The organism is Frigoribacterium sp. CG_9.8 (assembly GCF_015751965.1).
Lineage (GTDB): Bacteria > Actinomycetota > Actinomycetes > Actinomycetales > Microbacteriaceae > Lacisediminihabitans.
In genome coordinates this window covers 21,558-45,344 of record NZ_JADOVH010000008.1, presented here as the reverse complement: position 1 = coordinate 45,344, position 23,787 = coordinate 21,558, and the positions used below count along the sequence as shown (strand labels likewise).

Genomic DNA, 23,787 nt, shown 5'->3' with positions numbered 1-23,787 from the left:
GGGCGTGACGGCGCTGCTCACAAGACTGCTGCTCACACCCGAACCCTGTGCACCCCGAACACCAGCATCGGAATCAGCACGAGTGATCGAAGGTCGATGAGGGCGTGAGCCACGATCACCACGAGGATGCTTCCGGTGGCGAGGTAGAGCACCATCAGCAGTGCACCGATCACCAGTGCCCCGATCATGCCAGGCCACCCCTGGTAGAAGTGCAGCACCGCGAACAGGAGCACACTGCCGATCACCGCTCCGGTCGCACTTCCGGTCGCACCAAAGATCAGGGCGGGCACAGCGAGGCGGAACAGCAGTTCCTCAACGACTCCCGCGTTGACCGAAAGCAACGCTCCGAGCACAAGCTCCGGCCGGTTGCGGGGAAGCAGCGCCCCAATATCGCCGATCATCGGCACGGACTCGGATCGTCGAGCAAGCGCCACCGCCACGATGGTGCCGCCGACGAGGGCGACAGCAACTCCGGTGGCGAAACCGGGCAGCAGACCCCCGGTGTCGATGAGCAGCGACCGCCACCATACCCCGATCGGCGAGCGGCCGACCTCCTGCTGAAACAGCGGCACGAACTGTGAGGCGAGCAGCAGGATGACCACCGCCGCACCACCGAACATGGCGAAGGATTCGAGCAACCATTTGCGCATCATCCGCTGCCGGTTACGGGTGCGTTCGAACCGTTTGAAGCGCTGGAATTCGTTGCGATCCTTCTGCACGGCGCGGTACACCAGGAGCGCGACCAGCCCGGTGAGCACCACCAGCAGCAGCACCCGGGTGGTCGGCACATCGGGGGAGAGCACACCCCATTCTGGCCCCGCGCACCCGGGGGAAGCTGCGCGCGGCAGGATTGAGGCATGAGCGAACCGCACAGCAGCCCAACACCCAGCAGCCCAACACACCCGAAGCTCGACGAACTGATCGCGGTGCTCGCTCGCCTGAGGGCACCGGGCGGATGCGCGTGGGATCGCGAGCAGACCCATGAGTCGCTCGTGCAGTACCTCATCGAGGAGACCTACGAACTCGTGGACGCCATCGAGGGTGACTCGGATTCACCGACGCGGCGCACCGATCTCATCGAAGAGCTCGGTGATGTGCTCTACCAGGTGATTTTCCACTCCGATCTCGCGGCAGAGGCCGGCCAATTCACCATTGAGGATGTCGCCTCGCACATGACAGCGAAGATGATTGGGCGGCATCCCCATGTTTTCGGGGATGCGACTGCCGACACTTCGGACGCGGTCGTGGCACTGTGGGAGGTGCGAAAGGCCGAGGAGAAGCCCCACCGCACGAGTGTGCTCGACGGCATTCCACAGGGTATGCCCTCCCTCGCGCTCGCCGATAAGCTCCTCGGGCGCGCGCTCAGGGCCGGGCTGGTCGGGGCGCATGCCGCGGGCTCGGTGCCAGCGCTGCTCGCAGTGCATTTGCAGGATGAGGAGCAGCTCGGTGCCATGTTGCTGGGCATCGTGTCTTCGGCGAAGGCCGGGGGAATGGATGCTGAGCGCGCGCTACGGAGCTCGTTGCGGGAGCTTCAGCGCGAGATCCGCGAGGCAGAAGCAGAGCACCGCTAGTGCGGTAGGGCGAACACCGGATAGTGGGTGGTGCCCCCCTCAACCCGAATGAGAGGGGCACCGCAGCCCGAACCGGCGGGTTTCACTGGAAATTACACAGCAAAAAGCCGCTTCGGGCACAGATCGCCGAATTACCCGATCCGACGACCCTGTATGTGGGTATCGCGCTTGCCGGTGAAGCCAGGCAGTTGATGCGCGATGTGTTGTGTTGTGTTCATGCACGTTGTTGTGTTCAAGCACGTTGTGTGCATAAGTTGTCTGGCCACATTGTGTCTGGGAACGCTGTGTATGAGACCGGTGCAATCGCCGGGTTTTCACACGCGGCGCGCCGAAGCGACTGCCCCAACTGTAACCCACTCACCGCTCGGTCTACGCCTGCGGCACGCGCACGCTGTGCTGGCTGAGGCTGTGTGTCTCGCGAACATGGAACAATCGAGGCATGGCCAGCCCGGTAAATCCTCCTCGTGGAATGCGCGACTTCCTGCCAGCCGAGAAGGCACGTCGCGAACGTGTGCTTGCGGTGATCCGCTCCGTTTTCGCCGCTCACGGGTTTGACGAGATTGAAACGCCGGTCATGGAGGATTCCGCGCGACTTCACGCAGGGCTCGGCGGCGACAATGAAAAGCTCGCGTTCGGAGTGTTGAAGCGGGGCCTCACGGCTGACGATTTCGCTGCGGCGACGGATGCACTCGATCTCGCCGATCTCGGGCTGCGATTCGATCTCACCGTGCCTCTCGCCCGTTTTTATGCCAGCCATCGGGCCGAATTGCCGGCGGTCTTTCGCGCCATCCAGGTGGCGCCGGTCTGGCGTGCGGAGCGACCGCAAAAGGGGCGGTATCGCCAGTTTGTGCAGTGCGACATCGACATCATCGGCGAGGCCGGTGTGCTCGCCGAGATCGAGTTGCTCACCGCGACGGCCGACACGTTCGCCGCCCTCGGTCTGACCGGCTGTAAGATCCGCATCAACGATCGCCGATTGCTGATCGGCATGCTTGACGCTCTCGGCTTCCCCGCGGAGTCGCACGACCAGGTGCTCATCACCATCGACAAGCTCGACAAGGTGGGTCAGGACGGCGTGATCGCCGAGCTGCGCGCACGGGAAGTGCATCCGGCTGCAGTTGATGCCCTCGAGCAGTTCTTCCGGCTGCCGCAGACCCCCCAGCCTCTGGGCTTCGGCGAGCAGGCGATCCGCGCGGCGCTGCCGGCTGGAGCGGATGGCGTGGGAGTGGACGCCGCGGTGCTGGCAGACCTCGTGGCGATCGGGCAGGCTGTGGCCGGAGCCGCAGGTCAAGCAGCGCAAGCAGGCCAAACAGCGCAAGCAGAGCACGCCGTGAACATATTCAGACCCCGAGTCGAGTTCGATCCCTTCCTCGTGCGCGGCATGGGGTACTACACCGGCACCATCTTCGAGATCGGGCATCCCGACCTGACCTATTCGCTCGGCGGCGGAGGCCGCTACGACGGCATGATCGGCCGCTTCCTTGGCGTGGATGTGCCGGCCGCGGGTTTCTCGATCGGCTTCGAGCGCATCGTGGATCTGGTGCAGCTGCCCGATAACGAGAATGCCGGCGGCGTTGCCCTCGTGTATGACAGTGACGTGACATCCGCGACCCTGATGCAGCTCAAAGCGGAGCTCATCGCGAGCGGTCGGCGCGTGCGGCTCGAGCGTGCACCGCGAAATCTGAAGCCTCTGATCGCACAGCTCGAGGCGTCTGGTTTCGTTGAACTGGCGACGGTGTCACGCGACACGACAACGGTGTCCGAACTGCGCATGCGCAGCCTTGTTGCCGATAAGACTGCCGCCGACAAGACTGCTGGCCAGTAGGCTTGCTAACGCAATTTCCCCCATCTGAAGGAGTCCCGTCGTGGCTTTGATCGAAGCAGTAGGTGCCCGCGAAATCCTCGATTCCCGAGGAAACCCGACGGTCGAGGTCGAGGTGCTTCTCGAGGACGGCATCGTCGCTCGCGCATCTGTTCCGTCCGGTGCCTCCACGGGCGCATTCGAGGCCTACGAGCTGCGCGACGGGGACAAGAAGCGCTACGGCGGCAAGGGCGTGCTGAAGGCAGTCGACGCCGTTCTCGACACGATCGGCCCGGCACTCGAGGGTTTCGACGCCACCGACCAGCGCCTGATCGACCAGGCCATGATCCAGCTCGATGGCACCGAGAACAAGAAAAAGCTCGGCGCCAACGCGATTCTTGGTGTCTCGCTCGCCGTGGCGAAGGCCGCCGCCGATTCGGCCGACCTCCCGCTGTTCCGCTACATCGGCGGACCGAACGCCCACGTTTTGCCGGTGCCGCTTCTCAACATCATCAACGGTGGATCACACGCCGACAACGACATCGACGTGCAGGAGTTCATGATCGTGCCGCTCGGCGCGGCATCCTTCAGCGAGGCGCTGCGCTGGGGTGTCGAAACCTACCACAGTCTCAAGTCGCTTCTGCAGTCGAAGGGACTCTCGACCGGCCTCGGCGACGAGGGCGGCTTCGCGCCGAACCTCTCGAGCAACCGCGAGGCACTCGATCTCATCGCTGCGGCGATCGAACAGGCCGGCTTCACCCTGGGGCACGATATCGCCCTTGCGACGGATGTCGCCGCCACCGAGTTCTACCGGGACGGCTCCTATCATTTCGAGGGCAAGCAGCTCTCGGCTCTGGAACTGACGGCATATTTTGCCGACCTCGCAGCCAACTACCCGCTCGTGTCGATCGAAGACCCGCTTCAGGAAGACGACTGGGAGGGCTACCAGCACTTCACCGCGGAGCTCGGACGCAAAGTGCAGATCGTTGGCGACGACCTGTTCGTCACTAACCCGCTGCGCCTGCAGAAGGGTCTCGACCTCTCCGCCGCCAACTCGATTCTCGTCAAGGTGAACCAGATCGGTACCCTCACCGAGACGCTGGATGCCGTCTCCCTCGCCCAGCGCGCCGGCTACACCGCGATTCTGTCGCACCGCTCCGGCGAGACCGAGGACACGACCATCGCCGACTTGGCCGTCGCCACGGATGCCGGGCAGATCAAGACCGGTGCCCCGGCCCGCAGCGAACGCGTCGCCAAGTACAACCAGCTGCTGCGCATCGAAGAGGAACTCGCTGAGGCCGCCGTATACGCCGGTCGCAGCGCGTTCCCCCGCTTCACGAGCTAGTCGCGCTTACGCTTCACGTATGACCAAGGACAGCCGCACCCGGCACCCGCGAGGGCGAGCTCAGCGAGTGCCGGTCCAGATGCCTGCGGAGGCGCCGTCGGGACAGTGGCTCCGCAGCATCCGTCTTTCTGGATTCGCGATCACCGCACTCGTGCTCATCGTGATGTTCATCGTCGTATTGGCCCCCTCGCTGCGCATTTTGGTGGAGCAGCGTCAGCAGATCGCCACCCTTCAGTCTCAGATCGCCGCCACGAAGACAGCGGTGGGCGATCTCACAAACCAGAAGGCCAGATGGAGCGACCCCAAATACATCGAAGCACTCGCCCGTGAGCGGCTCGATTACGTGTTCCCCGGCGAATTCAGCTACTTGATTACGGATGCCGCCGACGCTCCCACCACGGCGAACGGCCAGCCGATCAGCGACAAACTGCAGAGCACACAGGTCGACTGGGTAAAATCACTACTCTCCTCGGTGTTCACCGCCGGTCTTACGGATGCCCCGGCTGACAAGATCGTCGCACCGATCATCATTGGTCAGACGCCGCCTGGTCAGGCGCCGCCGGTTCAGACGCCGCCGGACCAAAATCAGTGAGCACCCCACCATTCGGGGCTCCTTCCGCGGCTGACATCGATGCGGTTTCCCGCCAGCTCGGGCGCCCCGCCCGCAACGTGATCGGCATCGCAGCACGCTGCGTGTGTGGTGCGCCAACGGTGGTGTCGACCCGCCCGAGACTGGATGACGGCACGCCCTTCCCCACGCTGTACTACCTCTCGCATCCGGCCGCGACCGCCGCAATCTCCACTCTCGAAGCCAACGGGGTGATGGCGGAAATGCAGCAACTATTGACTGACGAGTCGATATCCGCAGACTATTCGCGGTCCCACCTGGCCTATCTTGCCGATCGTGAGGGTCTCGAATTCGTCGAGGAGATCGCCGGAATCTCTGCCGGCGGCATGCCCAAACGGGTGAAGTGCCTGCATGCCCTCGTCGGACACTCCCTTGCCGCAGGGCCCGGAGTGAACCCGATTGGCGACCTCGCCCTCGAGCGGGCCGAGTGGTCGCCTCTGGTCTGCCAGTGCGGATGAGCACCGCGTGAAGAGAGGCACCGCGTCGGTGGCCGCAGCCCTGGTGCTGGGGCTGGCAGCGTCCGTGCTGGTCGCGGCTCCGGCATCCGCCGATAACATCCGTGACCGGCAGTACTGGCTCGCCGACTATGGAGTGCAAAAAGCCTGGGCCACGACCAAGGGTGCGGGCGTCACGATCGCGGTGATCGACACCGGCGTCGATGGATCCCACCCCGACCTCACCGGCTCAGTGATCGGCGGAACGGATGTTTCGGGCGTGGGCGCCTCCAACGGTCAGACTCCGGTCGGCGCCGACAGTAAGCACGGAACGATGGTGGCCTCCCTGCTCGCCGGGCACGGGCACGGAACCGGGGATGGCATTCTCGGGGTGGCACCGGAGTCGAAGATCCTCTCCGTCTCGGTGGGCTTCGGCGTCGGCAGTGTCGGCTCCGATGACCAGATCGCTCAGGCGGTGCGCTGGTCGGCGGATCATGGCGCCGACATCATCAACATGTCGCTGACGCGCAACACGCTGGACTGGCCGACGAGCTGGGATGATGCATTTCTGTACGCCATGGACAAGGGCGTGATCGTGGTGGCTGCCGCCGGCAACCGGGGCAGTGGCACCACCGAGGTGGGCGCCCCCGCAACCATGCCGGGAGTTGTTGTCGTCGCCGGGGTCGATCAGAACGGCAGAGCGAGTTTTGATGCCTCATCCCAAGGAATCACCCTCTCGGTCTCCGCACCGAGCGAAGGGCTCGTCGGAGCCGCTCCGGGTGGGGGCTACTACAGCTGGGCGGGCACGAGTGGGGCAACCCCCCTCGTCGCTGGCGTGCTGGCCCTGATCAAAGCCTCACATCCCCGGCTCAGCGCCGGCAACGTGATTAACCGCCTCACTGCGACCGCCCGATCCCAGGGCAACCCGATCGTGTATGGCAGCGGACTGTTCGATGCATCCGCTGCCGTCAGTGCGACCGTTGCGAGCGTGGCGACGAATCCGGCCGCTGAGCTGAAGGAATGGATCCGTCTGAACCGTCGGGCCGTTACGAGTGCGGATCCGATCCCCACAAACTCGCCAACCCGTCCCCCTACCGGCACCGCAGAGCCGACGGTGGTCGCGGCGCCGGTGAGTCCGTTCGGCCGGGTGTTGCCTGCCGTCGGCGACCTGCGCGACATCGGCATACCTCTGCTCGTCTATGCAGTGTTCGCGACCCTGGTGATTCTCGTGCTCCGAAGCATCCTGCGCGACGTTATTCGGCTGAGACGATCCGGTCGGTTTCGAGAGTCCAGGGCTGCCCGACGCAGGCCATAAGATTACTGATATGCCTAAAATCCTTATTGTCGGCGGCGGCTACGCCGGTTTCTACACCGCGCTCAAGCTGGAGCGTTCGCTGCGGCCGGGTGAGGCCGAGGTCACCATCGTTGATCCCCTCCCCTACATGACCTACCAGCCGTTTCTGCCGGAGATCGCGGCCGGATCGATCGATCCGCGCCATGCGGTGGTGTCTCACCGTCGTCACCTCGAAAAGACCACGATCCTTACCGCCAAGGTCACGGGTATCAGCCATGCCACGAAGACCGCCACGATCACACCAGAGATCGGCGATCCGTGGGAATTCGAGTACGACATCATCGTCGTAACGGCCGGATCCGTCTCGCGTACCTTCCCGATTCCGGGAGTTGCCGACCAGGCCATCGGTCTCAAGACGATCGAGGAGGCCACCGCAATCCGCGACCGTATCCTGACGAACTTCGACAAGGCTGCACTCCTGCCTGCCGGTGCCGCTCGCGATCGCCTGCTTACCTTCACGGTCGTGGGAGGCGGTTTTGCCGGTATCGAGGTCTTCGGTGAATTGCGCAGCCTGGCCACCGATCTGCTGCGGTACTACCCGACACTCTCGTTCGACGACACCCACTTCCACCTGATTGAAGCGACGGGCCGCATCATGCCCGAGGTGTCGGTCAAGACCAGCCTGTGGGTCATCAAGAGCTATGCCCAGCGAGGCGCCCAAATCCACCTCGAGACACAGCTGACTTCCGCAGTCGATGGAGTGATCCAGCTCTCGACCGGCGAGAGCTTCGAGACCGACCTCATCGTCTGGACGGCGGGCGTCATGGCCAGCCCGACGATGCGTCACACCGACCTCCCCGTCGAGGAGCGCGGTCGCTTGCGTGTGCAGGCTGACCTCCGTGTTGTCAACGATGACGGCGTCGTGGAGGGTGCCTGGGGTGCCGGGGATGTGTCGGCTGTTCCGGACCTCACCGGGGACGGTATCGCCGGATACTGCGTTCCGAACGCGCAGCACGCTGTGCGCCAGGGCAAGCTCATGGCGAAGAACATCACCGCGACTCTTCGTGGCGATCTCCCGCGGGATTACTTCCACAAGAACCTCGGCGCCGTCGCAACGCTCGGGCTGGGTCAGGGGGCATTCCAGGCTGGCAAGATCGGCATCACCGGAGTCCCGGCCTGGTTCATGCACCGCGGTTACCACGGACTCGCCGTTCCCATGTGGGAGCGCAAGATCCGCGTCTTCAGTGGCTGGGCGCTCAACCTGTTCCTGCGTCGTGACATCGTCTCGCTCGAAGCGCGGGAGACCCCCCGCGAGGCTTTCGCGACCGTCGCGGCGCGCCCGAAGGTCTAGCGCGCTGGATTAGCCCCTGTTCGGCGGTCCCCATAGCCCAATCGCCCCCATAGCCCCCATAGCCCAATCGGTAGAGGCAGACGACTTAAAATCGTCCAAGTCAGGGTTCGAGTCCCTGTGGGGGCACTCGCTGCGTGGCCTTAAAAACCCCGGGATTCCGGGTCTAAACGGGATTATTGAGTGGGCCGGTTGAGCTATTTGCCCACATTTTGCCCACATTTGAGGACATGGCCTGCACATTCAGCGCTACCGCAACACCGTCCAGATCGTCATCGAACAGGTCGGCGTAGGTGTCCAGGGTCATGCTCGCGGAGGCGTGCCCGAGCATCCGCTGCACTGCTTTGACGTTCGCGCCGGCACTGATCGCGAGGCTTGCGGCAGTGTGGCGCAGGTCGTGGGGGGTCACGCGCGGGAAGCTCGGATCGATGGCCTGGGCTTTCGTCACCGCAGCTACGAACCAGCCGTCGTGCGCGGATGGCGTTGCCAGATGCGTCATGCCGTCACCGAACAGCAGTTGGTCAGGTGACTTATTCTCGGCAGTCTTCGCCAGATGGAAGGTCAGCAGATCGGGGAATGGGACCGATCGGCTTGCGTGTGTCTTCGGCGTGCCGACGACGATGACGCCACCGACGCGCACCGCGTTCTCGCGAACTGACAACCGGTGGCGAAGTGTGTTGAGGTCCTTCAACCTCAGTCCCACTGCCTCGCCCCAGCGCAGCCCTGTGTAGGCGAGAGTGAGCAGAAGTGTGGCCTTTGCGCCGGCCTGTTCTGCCAAGAGACCGACCTGATTGTGAGTGAGGTAGACATGCTGCTTTTTCTTCTTTCGGGGCAGCGAGACGCGCCGCGCTGGGTTGGACGAGATCCGTCGATCGCGCAGCGCCACATCCAGGATGGCGGCCAATACGCCGAATGCGCGAATCACAACTGTCGCGCTCCGCGGCCCGGCATTATGAGCGGTCTTAGCGTCGCCGGTGCCGAGCTGGGATACCCACGTTTGCACTTCGCTATGACGGATGGTGCCCACCCCGATATCGCCCCACATGGGCTCGACGAATAATCGCCAGGCGATTTCGACAGCATCCCGTGAAGACGGCTTCAGGTGCGTCTGTGACTTGAGCCAGGTCGCACCGAGTTCGCCAATTGTGACTTTTGCTGCCGTGGCATCAACATATTCGCCGCGAGCTTTGCTGATCTCGATGGATGCGAGAAAGAGCTCGGCATCGCGTTTGGTTCGAAACCCACGCTTATCGGTCTGAGCATGATCCGGCTTCCGGTAGCGAACGCGATAGCGCTTGCCGCTGGCTGATTCGTAAGAGGTGATAGATCCCACCGATACTCCAAGCTGATCGTCTTTCGCCGACCTGGGTCGGGCCCTGGGCAATTGGGAATCAGGCTATGACAGACCTGAGACGAAATTATCCGAATGTTTGGAGCGTCCTACGCAAATTCTCGGAGGCAGGTTGGTTGGCGGGGCAGAAGAGGTCTTATTCACTTCCCGATACCGGCTCGTCGCTTTGCAGCGATCTCTAGGGGCCAAGATCACTCCACTTGCCAGCCAGCTGATTTCAAGTACGCCGCGAGCCGCCCCGTTTCCCGTCGCGTGTCGTTGAGCCTGGATTCAGTACTACGCAGCAGTGGGCTGTCCGGACCAGCTGATGCAGCCGTAGCCGTCTCCAGATCAAACATTGTTTGGAGGCGAGCGGCCTCACGGGTGAGGGCGGACCATTCGCGGAGCGCGTGCAATTCGGAGGTGGCGTTCCGCTCGTCCAATGACTCGGGCTGATAACGCCCGTCCTGTGACGACGCCAGCCAGGAGTCGAACTCGATGGCGGTCATACCCTCGAATGCTTGGCTCAGATTGGGCAGATCGAGGGGACGGTCTGGCTCGCCGAGCGGGGCGAGGAGATAGCTCATTGGCACCCGAAGTGCCATCGCGATATTGAGCAGCTGGCTGATGTCGAGGACGACCTTTCGGCCAGCTTCGATGTTCTCGATGATTGCCTCGGTCAGTGTGCCGCCCACGATCGCATCAGCGAGTTCGCGTGCGGTTCGAAGGCCTCGGGCTCGCCGGGCGGCTCGGATGCGGGCGCCCAAGCTCGACTCCGATCGAAAATCCTTCATTTCCATAGATTACAGCCATTTGGGTTGTGAAAACGACGACTCTGATCTATCTTCATAACAACAACCACTCACCAATTTGGTTGTGAAAACGACAGGAGAATCATGTCAGAGGAATTTATTCAGCCCTCGGTAGTCGGGGAGATCACGGGGCTGACGGTCACCGCTCTTGCGCAACTCCGGTACCAGGGCCGGGGACCATGCTTTTACAAGCCAACACCCCGAACCGTTTTGTACAAAAGATCTGAGATCATCGCCTGGGTTGAGGCCAGTGCCCAGACCCGCACCGGCTCCGCGGTCTACGTATGAGTTGCCGGGCGCCCAGGTGATGGGCCTTTACGCTGCGAAGAGTGCGATCCTCGTGGCTGCTCGGTTGAAGCTCGGCAACACTGCCGCCCGACTGCTGCTGCACATGGCGTTGGAGTGTTGGGACGAGAAGCGTGGCGAGCAGGAGCCGAGACGTTACTTCGGTGGCCGCGAGCTATCAGCGATTGCTCTCGGGTTCCTCGCCCCCGGCAACGGCAGCGCCGCCGCCTACCGGGCGGTGAAGCGCGCAATCCACGAACTTATCGACAGCGGCGCGATCACGAGGCTTCGCACCGGGGGACGAGGTTTGACCTCGGAGTACGAGCTGATGCTCGACAGCTCCCGACCCGCCGCGGCGTATCGGCCGTCGAATGATCCGAACGTGTTGCCGTTCACCGGCGGCCAGGGGGCCACAGATTTGTACCCACAGAGGGCAAGTTTTTAGTCCCCTAAGGGGGCCAAAAAGTTGTCAAGCAGGGGACCAGTGGCTGGTCCCCTTAACAGGAAGAGACCAGGAATGAACAAAACAGAACCAGTACGCGGGCGCGAAAGAGTTCGGAATTTTCGAAGCCCGGAATTTTCGAAGTTCGACACTGTCGGACTCACCAACTCCGGCAGTTACGCGGCCACCACATCGAGGATCACAGTCGTTCGTAACTTCCAAAGTTCAGAACTTGCGAACTCACGAACTGCCGTACCGCCGAACTCTGCAACTCTCGAACTTTCGAAGGCGGTGAACTCGTGAGGATCGTCGCAATCACGAACCAGAAGGGCGGGGCTGGTAAGACCACCACGACGATGAACCTCGCCGCTATCGCCGCGGAGAACTCGCGTGTGCTGGTCGTTGACGTTGATCCGCAACAGTCGACTACCTGGTGGGCCTCGACCGCAGGCGACGGGCTGCCGTTCGATTTCGCGGACGACACCGATCCGGCAACACTCGCTCGGATGCGGGATCTGCCCTACGACGTGATCTTCGTCGACACCCCGGGAAATCTCACCGACAGTCACATCCTCTCCTCGGTGCTATCGGTTGCAGATTTTGCGATTGTCCCGACGGAGCCGGAAGCGTTGTGCATTCCGCCGATGGTTCGAACTGTGCGGACGTTCATCGAACCCACCGCAACGCCTTTTCGGGTCCTGTTGAGCAAGATTGATATGCGGGTCCCCGGGCAGTTGGAAGATGCCGAGAAGCTCGTCGATAGTTTGGGTCTGCCGAGGTTTCAGCGGGCGATTCGCCGTTACAAAATTCACGCCGACGCGCCGATCGAGGGCAAGATCGTCACTCAATATCCGGAGTCCAAGCAGACGGCGAAGTCGATTGACGACTACCGGGCGGTGGCTCTTGAGCTGATGTCGATCTGGGCCAATACCGCTTCTGCGAGTCGATGATGGTCCGCGCAAATTTGGGCCAGTTGCTTGGCAAAGTCGGTGAGACGGTCCCACCAGCGGTGCCGAAACCTGATCCTGCCGAGCCTGCAATCCCAGCAGCAAAAGCTGCGACGGGCGCGCCTAAGCCTGCGCGAGTGAAAGTTCCCGCGGTGCCGACCTATCTGCGTTATGTGCGGAAGGAAACTCGGCTTCGCGAAGACCAGCAGAACCGACTCACGTTTGAGGCGAGGCGTCTGAATCGGGCGAAGAAAAACTCGGGCGCCCGGATCACCGAGAACTCACTTATCCGGGTCGCGGTCGATCTGCTCCTGGCAAAGATCGGTGCTGCGGTCGGCGACGACGAGGACGAAATCGGAAAGTCGATGACCTCGTGAGCGCCCATGAAATTTTGGGGTGGTGTTTTCGACAGGCCGAGGGTATTCACCCCCGTTCGAGGGTCAACAGTTACGTTGGCTGCTATTCCTTTGGGTGTTCCCAGGGCTGGAATACCCAAAGGAATAGCAAAAGCCCATTTTTCCCTGTACCACCGCCTCTGCCGAGGCGAGCTCGATTCCCAACCTCCCTCACCCAACAAGTTGTCCAAGGGAGGTTGGGAATTGAAGCAGAGGTGGTGGTACAGAAAAAAATAGAAGAAGAAAAAAGAAAAGAAAAAAGAAAAAGCAAGAGCAGATGCAAGAGCAAAAGCACGGCGATGCAGGATGTCGGAGGCCGTTTCAGATGGTGCAGTTGACGAAGCGTGACGAGGCGATGCTGGACTGGCTCAGTGTCGTTCGGATGGCTGATCAAGAAGCCGTCCGCTGGGCGTTAGCAGCCCTGCCGGACGGGCACGCGGAACAGCCGGTCGGGGTGCGGCGCGGTAATCAATGGATTGCCCGCCTGGTCGAGGAGGGGCTGGTGCAACGAGCCCAACCGGCGTTCAACGATCGCTCGATCATTTGGGCAACGCATCAGGGCATCGGCAAAGTAGCGCCGAACCTTTACCGTCAGACGACCCGGCATGAGATCGCGGTCGCCGCAGTCTCAGCCCGATATCTAGCCCGCGGGTACACCTGGTTTAGGGACCGGAGGCCGGCAAGCGTTCAGGACCACCAGGTCGACGGGGTGGCCGTCAAAGGTGACATTGTCGAACTTGTCGAAGTCGAACTGACGGCAAAAACTTTGGGCCGGTACAAACTGATCTGCAACTCTCACGCATCACGGATGACTACCGGGGGTATCACCCGAGTGGTGTACCTCGGAACCGCTGAGGCGACCCGGGTGGTTTCCAGCCAGGCGGACAAGTTCATCTTCCGCGACCACCGCCCAAGGCTTCTGACCTTGTCGACGTTCGACGTGCGCGGCCGCTGGATTGGCAGTGAAGCCCAACTATGGGACACCATGCCTGAACCGGTCGCGGGGGTAGGGACAGGGGCTGGGGCACTGGTCCCATCCGAGTTGCCGATTCATGAACTCTGGGACTCCGAGGCATCACGATGAGCACTGACAGCCGGATGGCCCTGGTGCCGTCCGCGGATCCGATGGGGGATACTGTGGGCCGTCTCATCGGGGCAGTGCTGGTGATCGGACTCGCCCTGATTGCTCTGCCGCTGATGATCCCATTGCTGGTCAACATAATGGTCTCCGACATCGTAGCCACACGTACCCGATTCTGGATCGTCCTCAAGTGGCATTGGGTTACCAACGCCATCGGTATCCTCCTAGTCACCTTGCTGGTAGCCGCCGAAATCTTTCTGCTTGCCGGGTGGATTCGCACAGGTCATGCCGGAACCTTCTTTGCCGGCAACTGGGCACCGCAGCTGCTTCCTGTCTTCGGTGGGTGGGCGATCGTGAACCTGCTCTCCGGCATTCTTCTCCTGCCGGTGGTCTGGTCGTACCGTCGTCGGCGGATCGCCGACCAAGTCCGCACCCGCCGTGTCCCCGACGTGCTTCGGCAAGAACGCATCGAAGCTGCCCGCAAACGCGCCGCGGACGGGGCAACGGCGAAACGAATCGGTGTGCGCCTGGACGGGAACACCGGCCGGATCGTCGGCCTGAACAAACACGTCATCTCGGTGCCCCATCAGGTTGCCGGTCGGCAGTCGTTCGGGTTCATCAACCTCCCCACCGTCCGGGTCTTCGCTGACCGATTCCATGACCTTCGGAGAATGCGTGACTGGGTTGACCCGACCGGACAATTTGTTGTCCTCCCCGATACGTCTTCGGCGGTCCGAGCACTGATCGTCGCCGAATCAGGTAGCGGCAAAACAGTCCTCATCAACGGACTTGTCTTGTGCGCGCTCAAACACGGGTGGCCGGTGTTCGTCATCGACGCCAAAGGCGACCCGGCCGACGCCGAATCCCTGGTCGCGGTGGCTGTCTCCCACGGTCGCACCGCCAGCGTCAGCGGTCGTTGGGATCTGTTCAATGGCACAGCCGACCACGTCACCGCCAAACTGATGCGCCTCATGCCGGTCGCGGACGGCGCAAACCAGCACTACCTCGATGAAATTCGTGGGGTGCTGCAATCAGTGCAGGACCAGTCCCCGATACGCAGCGTCACCGACCTTCGCGAGCGTCTGACCAATCCCGGTGCTTACGTGCGGGACCAGTTCGATCTGATGATTGTCAACCAAACCGTCGACCGCAACGGCACCACCGCAGGGATGCGAGCCATGCACAGCCTGATGGTTGCGCTGCGACCCCTGGAGCGGTTCATCAGCGAAGACGGGTGGTCCTACGCAAAAGCCGCAACAGATATCACCGTCATTCCGCTGTCACCGGTCGACGATGCGCAAGCGAAACTGGGCGACCTGCTGATGTTGGACCTGCGAAACTTCCTCGCCGCCCGACTGCGGGCCCGGGACAAGTCCCCGGTCGTTGTCATTGTTGATGAGTTTCCGCAGTTGGTTACCGGCGGGCAAGACCCGGGAGATACGGCGGGCAGCCTGTTCGAAACTGCCCGCAGCGCCGGCGTCGGGTTGGTTCTCGCCACCCAAAGCCCCGCCGGACTGTCCAACGACGAAACACGACGTCGCCGCGCCCTCACCAGCGGTGCCGCGCTGATCTTCGGCCGATCCAAAGACCCCGAAGACGTCGTCAAATATGCGGGCACGGTGTTGCGGATGGAAGCCTCCGGGCAGGCTGCCGGTGATGAACTCGGCACCGCCCGCGCACAGCACACCTTCGTCATCCCACCCCAAGATGTGCGAGAAGCCGCGGACGGTGCGTTCTGGATCGTGCAAGGTGGCGCGATCGCCGCCTTCCGCGCCCTGCCCCACATCGCTGCAGAACCGCCAATTGACGGACCGTCCGACGTCGAATCCGAACCGGAGGTTGCGCTTGAGCATGCAGCGCCGGCCAAGCTCTCCCAGAAACTCCAGCTCACCGACACACCAGATGTTGGGAAGCCGAAGCTATGAGGGGCTCATTGAAGGCGGTCAGCATCCGTAATGGACGACACGATTGCGACACTGTGACGCTCGAGCAGCTCGAGCAGTTCGAGACATCCCGCAGTTGGTGGGTTCCCGTTCGTCCCTGCGGCGACGCCAACAGGGCGGTTCATCGCCTGGGCGGCTTCCGCGGTGCGAAGCGCACCGGAGGACACACCAGCTTCGACAATGATCGTCTTCGTCGTAATCGCAGCCAGCAGATACTTAGCCCGCCGCTGACCGCGCACGGTGACCGTTGGGGTGGGCGGCAACTCACTGATCGCAACCGAACCGCGCCCGACGTTGAGGCCACGCAGTCCCATCGCAGCGACAGTGATCGTTTCCCCGCCCATCGCCGCCGCGGCACGAAGTGCGAGCTGATCCACACCGTGGCTGGTGCTTGCAGCAATCACCCATCGCCGGTCGGCGAGCCCGGTCGTCAACTCGATCGTCATATGGACAGCCTCCACAGTTGGCTCCGTCGTTCCCGTGATCGCAACAGAGGGACGTCCAAGAACATCAACATCACCCTGGGTGAAAAGCACAAGCGGAGCGATCCGGTCGAGGGCATCCAACTGGGTTGGCCACTGATCGTGCCACGGCGTTACCGCACACACGTGGTTACAGGTCATGGACTGCAGAACATCTCCCACACGGGATGGGGTGGCGAAGGCTCGGATCCGTTGGCGCACCAGGTTCGACAGTGGTGCGGCTCGATCTTCTCCGTCGTGAACGGCCGCGACGAAAGCAACGGGACCCCCGAGCGTGTCAACACCGATCGCCACCCCAGGGTCTCCGCTCACCCCAGCGCCAGCCAGGGCAATCCGAGCGATGGTGTCGTCATCAAGCAGGCACAAGGTGGTCCCCATGGAAGGTGACAGTGCGTTGATAGTCATAGTCAGGCTCTCTCTTCAGATCGATCGTGTTTTTTGCCTTCTGGCAGAAGAGATCACGTGCGACAAGACGAGGCGAAGTGCCCACAGTTTCGGGCGAAATAAGCCCGCAGGGCGCACCCAAAAATGTGGGAACGCAGTCGAGGACAGAGTTACGATCGGCCGTCGGAAAGGTCAACAAACCCCCACAGGACAGCGCCGCGAAGCGGCTCCCCAATCCGTGTCACTCAGCCGTCAGCGCACTACCGCGCTGCGCGCGGTGATCCGCGGACGCAACCTCTGCGCACCCGAACGGGTCCCGAAGTCAGTAGAACGCCATACCCTCAAACGAGGGGTTCCTTGATGTTGCGCACGCTCTTACAAGCTCAGCTGCTCACCCATCACGGAAGGAAACAGTCATCATGACAAGTCACGACCTGATCGAGAACCAGACCCCCCAGGCATTTGCCGGAGCGCAACGCGCCAGCAAATACATCGAAACAGCCGCAGACCCCACCGAGGCACCCACACTACGGACCACCACCGAGGAAATACCCTCAATCGAAACGGATGCCGAGCCCACGACTTCCGTCGCGGGTGTCGACCACGCTGATGTCAACACCATTGATGTCGACACCATTGATGCATCCGCCGGCGATCCTGTTGGCAACGACATCATCACCGACGATTTCTCCGCCGCCGGCCGCGGCGGAGAGCCTTACCCCGAGGTCGACAACGTCGACCTCGGCACACTGTCAATTACAGAAGCACCGCGGGTAGCGCGCCGCGGAGCCCGCGGAATGCTCGCCAAGCTCGGAGTGAAGATGCGACCGGGGGCCGCGGAGCTGGCGGTGATTGATATCGCCGACCGGCAGCACCGTAACGAGGATGTTGTCCGCCAGGCGACATGGACCAGAGCCGTCAGCATCCTTGTCGCTAACCCGAAGGGTGGTGTGGGTAAGACACCGACCGCAGTCCTCCTCGGAGGGATCCTTGCTGCGATCCGCGGCGGATCAGTGTGCATCGTTGAAGTTTCCGACGATCCGGGAGCACTTACCTTCCGCACGGAAGGTTCCCCAACTCGTGGACTTGGGGAGCTTGTCCGCGATGCTGCCACGATCAGCAGTGCAGGTCAGCTTGCCGGCTACACCGCCCCGCAATCCTCCTTCGCCGCTGCCATCGGTTCGGTCGGCCCGCGCCTGCGCCTTGAAGCCGAGCAGGTGACCGCGATCGCCAACGTGATCGACGACTACTTCTCCATCCGAGTCATGGATAGCGGCAACCAACCATCTTCGACCGCATTCCGCGCAGCCGTGGAAACTACCGACGTGCTCGTAATCCCCATCTTCGATGCCGGGGATGCAGCACTCGAAGCCGCAGGGTTACTGGACGTCCTGCGCGCTGCAGGCGGGAAAAGCGCCGAGCTTGCCGACACCGCGATGGTGCTGCGACTCCACGACGGGCGACCCGAAAATCCGCAAGTTGTCAAACGGGTCGACAATATCCTCAGCTCCTACAGAATCGATCACGTCCACACGATCCCCTATGACCCGCACATCGCCGAGCGCGGCCAGCTCTCGCTCGGAAAGCTCGGGCCGGACACCCACTTCGCCATCACTGCAGCAGCAGCCGATGTTGTTGCCACCCTCCAGACCAACGTCCGTTGAGACGGGCAAGGAAACAGACATGACACTCACCGATGTACTCGCAAGTCTGCCCACGATCGATAACCCTCTGAACGGGATCCTCCCCAACTTCTCCATCTTCGGAGTTGAGTTCACAGCCCTGTGGCAGAAGCTCGTCGCCGGTATTTGGGCGGTCGGCATCATCCTCGCCATCGTATTTGTGGCTGTCGGAGTCACCCAAATGGCAGGTGCTTCCAGCAGCGGCAACCCTGCCGCCTACAAAGACGCCCGAACCCAAGCCATGTGGGCTGGAATCTCGCTCGGAATACTGGCGGCTCTGTCTGTCATCGTGGGCGCGATCCTCGCCTTCTTCGGATAGGACGCCACAATGCGAGAAGAAGCGAAGCGACTACGGCGGCTCTGGCTCTGGCTAACCGTCGGTGTTGTCGCCGCCGCTGCGCTGGTCGCGACAGGAGTCGCGCTCGGGCAGCGCCCCGTTGCGACCCCGACAGTTTCGCCGTCCGACGCGGCGAGTTCCAGTCCGTCTGCGCTGCCACCTCGTGCTGAACCGGATGGATGCCTCGGGGGCGCAGCCCGTGACGCGAACATGCTCGCGGCCGCAGTCAACTCGGCCGGAAACTCGCAGGCGGGGGCTGTCGGCGTTGCCGCGTCCTTCGTGCGCTGGATCCAGCGTTTTCCCTACCCGACCGCACAAGAAGCCCAACAGGTTGGCACGAGTGTTCTTGCCAAGCAATCGTTCACCTCCGATCTACCCGGCTACCTCGCAGCAAAACCCGACCTGTCCGGCGGCATAGTGCCGAGCGGCACCAAATACTTCATGAACACAGTGCCAGGCGTTTGGTACGTCGAGTCATCTAATCCCGACCGAGTAGTGGTGGCGATCGGAAGCGGTTATGTAATTGACGGCTCGCTCAGCTCAACGCTTCGATCATCCATCACAATTACGCTCACGCTGCAGGATGATCGATGGACCGTAGCGGATGCAAAGGGTGTGCGAACGCCCGCCGAGCTTTACAAGCTCGGTCACCCGTTCACGAGGGGCTGCTGATGGTGACCGTAACGGACAATGGCAACGGGTGGAACCCGATCGGCGGAGTTCAGGACCTTATCAACGGCGCCGCAGGTGCGATCTCCTACTGGTCGGACCCGTGGGGAAACACATTCAAGGCGCTGAAAGATGCTGCGGCGGGTTTGAGCCGCGATGTCTTGCCAGCGCTGACGCAAGCGACCCTCCCGAATCTGAACGCGCAGTGGTTCTTGAACGCTTATGCGGTCTCGTTTGCCGCCGCGATCTTCGTCGCGGTGCTGCTGCTAATTCCCCAGGTCTTGCGCACGGCGCGCGGTACCCAGGCAGGCCGCGACCTTGTGGATTCGGTCGGCCTCTACTTCGGCGTGTTCCTCGTGGGTGCGATGTTCGGTCCCGCCATTGGGATTGTGTTGGTGAACTTCTTCCACGCGATCTCGAACGACATCGTTGCGTGGGGGGTACAAGGTTCCATCGACGGGGTCATCACCCAGTTCCAGAAGATGATCGCCAATGCCGACCCGGTCGGGATCACCGGCGGTGTGCCGATCGCAGTGCTGCTGATGTTGTGCATGCTGCTCGGCCTGTTTCTTGTGCTGATGATGCTGATCGTCCAGCTTGTGACCCTCTACTTCACCGGCGTTCTGCTGCCGCTGGGGCTGGTGTGGATTATAGATCCGGGAAAGCGGTCGTTCGGGACGAAGCTGGTGAGCGTGTGGATTGGGATCCTCGCCGCCCATCCGCTGCTGTTCTTTCTGCTCGGTTTTGCGTTCACGATCATGGCGAACTCGGTGTCAACATTTGGCAACAACGCCAGCCTGCAATCCCTGGTCACCCTGTCGGTGGCAGTGATTGCACTATTTGTTGCCGCGCTTTCTCCGTTGCTGCTGATGAAGTTCGCACCGGTGATCCCGTCCGGCTTCGGTGGCACGAGCGGCCCTGCACTGTCGACACACTCGATCGGTGCACGCAACATGTCCGACGCGGGCCGCCGGTTCGACCGAGGAAACGGCCAACCGAAGGGCAACACTTCGGGTAGCGGATCTGGGTCCAGCGACGCCGGGCCGGCCGTTGGGGGAGAGAGAACGCTTGCCGGTGTCTCCGCTGCGCGAGCGGGAGCTACCGCCAGCGCGGCCGGTGCCGGTGCAGAAGGTGGTGCCGCAGCAGCAGCAACAACAGCGGCCGCAACATCAGCGGCTGCAACGACAACGACGGCGGCCGAGGGGCTCGCCGCAGCCGGTGCGGCGGAGTCTTCGACCGGTGTGGGGGCGGCGATCGGCATCCCGACGTTGGTTGTTGCGGCCGGGGCGATGGCGGCAACGCAGGGGCTGAAGGTAACCGAGAAGGCGGGGCAGCACGCTGTCGCGGCGATGGATGATTCGACAATCGGAAGCGATCGCACCTCATGACCGACACCCGAACTCGCGCGACCGTCCGCTACCTCGGCGGTGAAACCGGCCACCGGTCCTTCTTCGGCGGAACTCACTCGCGAACACGAATCGCATTGATCGCCCTGTTCATCGTCGCCGGCATGATTCTCACCCCGCTGATCGGCTGGCCGGGAATGCTGGTCGGAATCCTCGGCTGCGGGGTCACGTTTCTGGTGACAACAAAAACGCATCGTGGTTCCATGATCGAACGCCGTCTCCGACGCACCCGTTGGAAGAGCCGGATTCAGGCCGGAACTGATGCGTTCGAACCATTCGAGGTCGGTGCGTGGGACCAGGCGGAGCAGACTGTGCGCGACGCGCAGAGCTTGAATGGTCGTGCTCGTCGTCGAGCGCGTTGGAACTCGGAACGGTTATTGACGGCGATTCGCTCGAACCCCGACGGGTCGGACGGTATGGGTTGGCTGCAACACGGCCGCGGCGAACCAGGTATTGCCTGGCATGCCCCGACCGGTGAACCGGCCTACCTGTCAGTGACGTTTGTTGTCAGCGGTCAGCTTCGCGGCATCGAATCCTCCTCCGTGATGGCGAGGGCAGCCGAAGGATGGGGAACGTTCTTGGCCAGTCGCGCAGCCCCGTCAGTGTTGGTCGGCAACGTGCAAACCATGACCAGGGTTCTGCCGGCGGACACCGCGATGCAGGAATGGTGGGTCGCCGACGGGCTCGATGAGGACACCCCAACGGATGCGATCCGCTCCTACGAGGAAGTCCTCAGACTCACCGGGGAAGACGCGATGGTGCAGCGTCACTTCATCACCGTCAGCTGGCCGCTGAACACCTCATTCAACAGCACCGCAGTCAAGTACGGGGAAGGTCGCGACGGGTGGCGTGGACTGATGCGCCAAGAGGTCGCCTCCACCGCCCGCGGACTTACGGAGGCGAAGCTTGGCACGGTTGAGACCCTGACCGCGAGGCAGACGGTGGCGGTGATGCTGCATCAGCAGAACCCGTCCCGCCCGATCGACTTCGTCGCCGATGTCGACCCAGCCCGTGCCGGGATCTCCTCCCACGACGAGTACTCCGCCCACGTTGTTGCCGGCACCGACCCGATGACCGGGGCGGCTGTCGAGTGGTGGCATCGCACGGCGGCGATCAAAGCGGATGCGCTGGCTACGGCTCCCCGCACCCAACTGTGGTTATTGGATCTGTTGATTGGTCGGGATATGCAGTTCATCCGCTCTGTCTCTTTTCACATCCACCTCATTCCGGCATCCGATGCCAAGGCTGCCGCACGGCAGGACTTGGTGCGGGACGCGGCCGAGTCGCTTTCCCGTCAGGAGGCCGGCAAGTTCGACACGGACGACACGGACGTTGCGATGACGGCTGCCCGCCGGAGGCAAAGCGATCTGGTTTCAGGTTCCCACCATCACGGTGCATCGTGGATCGGATATGTGACCATTTCGGCCATAAGCCGGGAGGAGCTGGCTCGTTCCTCGCGTCAGCTTGAGGAGACCTGCGCGGCATCGTTGGGAATTGACCGGCTCGATTGGTTGGACTCGTACCAATCGGCGGCGTCCGGCACGACTTGGCCTATCGGCCGGGGTTTAGCCGGTGCTCGCACGTCACTGTCGTCGCGTATTTATGCACGCCTGGCAGGTAAGAGCGAGAAGGAGTCCATTTCATGACCGAGCAGAACAGCACCAGCCAGTCTCGACTATGGCGTGCACCTGTACTTCGGGCGTTCGCCCCACCGGCCGAACGCCCTACCGGTGATCGCGCCGATCACAGCGCTGATGAAAGCGGCGAAGACAGGGCAAAAGCGACCATCGTTCCGAGTGTTGAGATTGTGCCGTGGGCACAACCCGGCTCGCGGCTTCGCACCAACCCGCGGGCTGCTCGCCGCGGCTTCTTCGCCCCCACGTTGGACGGCGCGCCGACAACAACCCGGCAGGCCGAGATCCTGAACACAGCGTTGATCGGCCCGCCCACCGGCACCCGCGGTGTCGTCACCGGCCGGGACGTGCTCTCCCGCACATCGATCTCCCACGATCCGATTACGGCGTATAACTCCTCCCCGCGTGAGGTATCCAGTCCGAATGTGATCGTGATGGGAGATGTGGGTGCGGGCAAGTCCACTCACACCAAGGCCAACCATGTCCTTCGCCCCTTACTGCTGAAGGGTCGTCGTTGTGTTGTGTTCGACAAGAAGGACCAAGCCGGGGAGGGCGAATATTCGAACGTTGTTCGCCAGTACGGGTATGAGCCGATCAAGTTCACCCCCGACGGATCAGGCACGACTTTGAATCTGCTGGACCCGACGATCCTCAAAGGCACCGGCCTGCAAGGCCAAGCACGGCTGTTGAATATTGTCACCCGCCTCGCCCGCGGCGACCTGCCCCTGGACGCGTGGGAGGAGGAAGCCGTGCGGGCGGCCCTTCGGATGACGGTCGAGCAAGTCGGCGACCGGGCACCGGTTTTGGCGGATGTGCTGCCGAACCTAGGCAACGTGGCCGATGATCCGGACTACCAGACCCTGTCAGTCAGTGCCCGCGACGACCTCCATAAAGCTGGCCTGTCCGTCCGGTGGACGTTGAACGGGCTTCTGGATGAATATGCGGGACTGCTGGATGGTGAAACGTCCAAAACTGTCGACCTGTCGGGCAAACTCACCTCCTTCGACATCTCCCAGCTTCCAGATGATGGTGCTGCAGTTCCGGTGGTGATGGCGATCGGGAACATGTGGATGCTCGGCCGGCTTCGGAACGAACGCGGGTGGGCGACAACAGTCGTCTACGAGGAGGGGTGGCACATGATCGGCGGACCCTCCGCCCAGCTGATCAAAGCCAACCAGAAACTATCCCGAGGTTTGGGAATCTCCAACGTCTTCGTCATGCACAAAGGATCCGACATCCCACCGGAATCCCCCGGGATGGCGATCATCCAGGAAGCGCAAACAGTATGCATTTACCGGCAATCCCGTCCCGAAGACGCCCAGTGGTGCACACGAACATTTGGTCTGGCGCCGGAGACTGCGGAGACGATCGAGAAGCTGCGGGATGGGCACTACATCTTCAAGTACGGCTCCCATCCCGAAACGCATGTGCAGCACATCCTCTCCGACTGGGAAGCAACCATCACCAACACGGACGAAGCCCTCGCCGCCGCTGCTTCCACATCCGTAACCCGGCTGTGATCATGGGTGCCGGGACA

General features: G+C 62.5%; 23 protein-coding genes and 1 tRNA gene. 20 read left to right on the top strand and 4 right to left on the bottom strand.

Annotated elements, in window-relative coordinates; translation table 11 throughout:
- Positions 1-32: 32 nt before the first annotated feature.
- Positions 33-803 carry a CPBP family intramembrane glutamic endopeptidase gene (locus tag IWX88_RS14345; protein ID WP_196831110.1) on the bottom strand — a complete coding sequence of 257 codons (771 nt, stop codon included), beginning with the start codon at positions 801-803 and terminating at the stop codon, positions 33-35.
- A gap of 54 nt (positions 804-857) precedes the next feature.
- On the opposite strand from IWX88_RS14345, the gene IWX88_RS13455 reads away from it, so the two are divergent.
- From IWX88_RS13455 to IWX88_RS13420, 8 genes are all read left to right on the top strand, one after another.
- Positions 858-1,571: a MazG family protein gene (locus IWX88_RS13455; protein ID WP_196831108.1), complete on the top strand. Its 714-nt coding sequence runs from the start codon at positions 858-860 to the stop codon at positions 1,569-1,571.
- Positions 1,572-2,010: 439 nt separating this feature from the next.
- A complete protein-coding gene (gene hisS, locus IWX88_RS13450) occupies positions 2,011-3,396 on the top strand; it encodes a histidine--tRNA ligase (RefSeq protein WP_196831106.1) in 1,386 nt (461 codons plus the stop codon).
- A 40-nt stretch (positions 3,397-3,436) separates the two neighbouring features.
- Positions 3,437-4,717, top strand: coding sequence for a phosphopyruvate hydratase (gene eno, locus IWX88_RS13445; protein ID WP_196831104.1), 1,281 nt, complete (start codon positions 3,437-3,439; stop codon positions 4,715-4,717).
- Between the two features lie 160 nt (positions 4,718-4,877).
- A complete protein-coding gene (locus IWX88_RS13440; RefSeq protein ID WP_370568372.1) occupies positions 4,878-5,309 on the top strand; it encodes a septum formation initiator family protein in 432 nt (143 codons plus the stop codon).
- A complete protein-coding gene (locus tag IWX88_RS13435; protein WP_196831100.1) occupies positions 5,306-5,803 on the top strand; it encodes a DUF501 domain-containing protein in 498 nt (165 codons plus the stop codon). The genes IWX88_RS13440 and IWX88_RS13435 overlap by 4 nt, the downstream gene beginning before the upstream one ends.
- 7 nt (positions 5,804-5,810) lie before the next feature.
- Positions 5,811-7,094: a S8 family serine peptidase gene (locus IWX88_RS13430; protein ID WP_196831098.1), complete on the top strand. Its 1,284-nt coding sequence runs from the start codon at positions 5,811-5,813 to the stop codon at positions 7,092-7,094.
- A gap of 10 nt (positions 7,095-7,104) precedes the next feature.
- Complete coding sequence (locus IWX88_RS13425) at positions 7,105-8,424, top strand: NAD(P)/FAD-dependent oxidoreductase (protein ID WP_196831096.1); 1,320 nt, start codon at positions 7,105-7,107, stop codon at positions 8,422-8,424.
- A 52-nt stretch (positions 8,425-8,476) separates the two neighbouring features.
- A tRNA-Leu gene (locus tag IWX88_RS13420) sits at positions 8,477-8,550 on the top strand.
- 37 nt (positions 8,551-8,587) lie between these two features.
- On the opposite strand, the gene IWX88_RS13415 is transcribed toward IWX88_RS13420, so the two are convergent.
- Entirely contained in the window at positions 8,588-9,754 is a 1,167-nt protein-coding gene (locus IWX88_RS13415; RefSeq protein ID WP_196831094.1) for a site-specific integrase, read from the bottom strand.
- Positions 9,755-9,963: 209 nt separating this feature from the next.
- Positions 9,964-10,545, bottom strand: a complete 582-nt coding sequence (locus IWX88_RS13410) for a helix-turn-helix domain-containing protein (protein ID WP_196831092.1) — start codon at positions 10,543-10,545, stop codon at positions 9,964-9,966.
- Between the two features lie 102 nt (positions 10,546-10,647).
- Between IWX88_RS13410 and IWX88_RS13405 the strand changes: the two genes are divergently transcribed.
- The 6 genes from IWX88_RS13405 to IWX88_RS13380 all read left to right on the top strand — a co-directional run bounded on the left by IWX88_RS13405 (position 10,648) and on the right by IWX88_RS13380 (position 15,638).
- Positions 10,648-10,851: an AlpA family transcriptional regulator gene (locus tag IWX88_RS13405; RefSeq protein ID WP_196831090.1), complete on the top strand. Its 204-nt coding sequence runs from the start codon at positions 10,648-10,650 to the stop codon at positions 10,849-10,851.
- Between the two features lie 19 nt (positions 10,852-10,870).
- Positions 10,871-11,293, top strand: coding sequence for a hypothetical protein (locus tag IWX88_RS13400; protein WP_196831088.1), 423 nt, complete (start codon positions 10,871-10,873; stop codon positions 11,291-11,293).
- 296 nt (positions 11,294-11,589) lie between these two features.
- Positions 11,590-12,240 carry a ParA family protein gene (locus IWX88_RS13395; protein WP_196831086.1) on the top strand — a complete coding sequence of 217 codons (651 nt, stop codon included), beginning with the start codon at positions 11,590-11,592 and terminating at the stop codon, positions 12,238-12,240.
- Positions 12,241-12,374: 134 nt separating this feature from the next.
- Positions 12,375-12,614: a hypothetical protein gene (locus IWX88_RS13390; protein WP_196831084.1), complete on the top strand. Its 240-nt coding sequence runs from the start codon at positions 12,375-12,377 to the stop codon at positions 12,612-12,614.
- Between the two features lie 373 nt (positions 12,615-12,987).
- The gene (locus IWX88_RS13385) at positions 12,988-13,716 is read left to right on the top strand and encodes a hypothetical protein (RefSeq protein ID WP_196831082.1); all 729 of its coding nucleotides are present in this window, start codon (positions 12,988-12,990) and stop codon (positions 13,714-13,716) included.
- Complete coding sequence (locus IWX88_RS13380; protein ID WP_196831079.1) at positions 13,713-15,638, top strand: hypothetical protein; 1,926 nt, start codon at positions 13,713-13,715, stop codon at positions 15,636-15,638. Before IWX88_RS13385 ends, IWX88_RS13380 begins: the two co-directional genes overlap by 4 nt.
- A gap of 5 nt (positions 15,639-15,643) precedes the next feature.
- Here the strand turns inward: IWX88_RS13380 and IWX88_RS13375 are convergent, their stop codons facing one another.
- The gene (locus IWX88_RS13375) at positions 15,644-16,543 is read right to left on the bottom strand and encodes a DNA-processing protein DprA (protein ID WP_196831078.1); all 900 of its coding nucleotides are present in this window, start codon (positions 16,541-16,543) and stop codon (positions 15,644-15,646) included.
- Between the two features lie 398 nt (positions 16,544-16,941).
- Between IWX88_RS13375 and IWX88_RS13370 the strand changes: the two genes are divergently transcribed.
- Genes IWX88_RS13370 through IWX88_RS13345 form a run of 6 tightly spaced genes read left to right on the top strand, consistent with a single transcriptional unit; the run spans position 16,942 to position 23,770 of the window.
- Positions 16,942-18,186 (top strand): hypothetical protein, encoded by a 1,245-nt coding sequence (locus IWX88_RS13370; protein WP_196831077.1) that lies wholly within the window; start codon positions 16,942-16,944, stop codon positions 18,184-18,186.
- A 19-nt stretch (positions 18,187-18,205) separates the two neighbouring features.
- Positions 18,206-18,523 carry a hypothetical protein gene (locus IWX88_RS13365; protein WP_231369299.1) on the top strand — a complete coding sequence of 106 codons (318 nt, stop codon included), beginning with the start codon at positions 18,206-18,208 and terminating at the stop codon, positions 18,521-18,523.
- Positions 18,524-18,532: 9 nt separating this feature from the next.
- Positions 18,533-19,213 carry a hypothetical protein gene (locus tag IWX88_RS13360; protein ID WP_196831076.1) on the top strand — a complete coding sequence of 227 codons (681 nt, stop codon included), beginning with the start codon at positions 18,533-18,535 and terminating at the stop codon, positions 19,211-19,213.
- Positions 19,213-20,598, top strand: coding sequence for a hypothetical protein (locus tag IWX88_RS13355; protein ID WP_196831075.1), 1,386 nt, complete (start codon positions 19,213-19,215; stop codon positions 20,596-20,598). The genes IWX88_RS13360 and IWX88_RS13355 overlap by 1 nt, the downstream gene beginning before the upstream one ends.
- Positions 20,595-22,262 carry a hypothetical protein gene (locus IWX88_RS13350; protein WP_196831074.1) on the top strand — a complete coding sequence of 556 codons (1,668 nt, stop codon included), beginning with the start codon at positions 20,595-20,597 and terminating at the stop codon, positions 22,260-22,262. The genes IWX88_RS13355 and IWX88_RS13350 overlap by 4 nt, the downstream gene beginning before the upstream one ends.
- Positions 22,259-23,770, top strand: coding sequence for an ATP/GTP-binding protein (locus IWX88_RS13345; protein ID WP_196831073.1), 1,512 nt, complete (start codon positions 22,259-22,261; stop codon positions 23,768-23,770). The genes IWX88_RS13350 and IWX88_RS13345 overlap by 4 nt, the downstream gene beginning before the upstream one ends.
- Positions 23,771-23,787 lie beyond the last annotated feature (17 nt).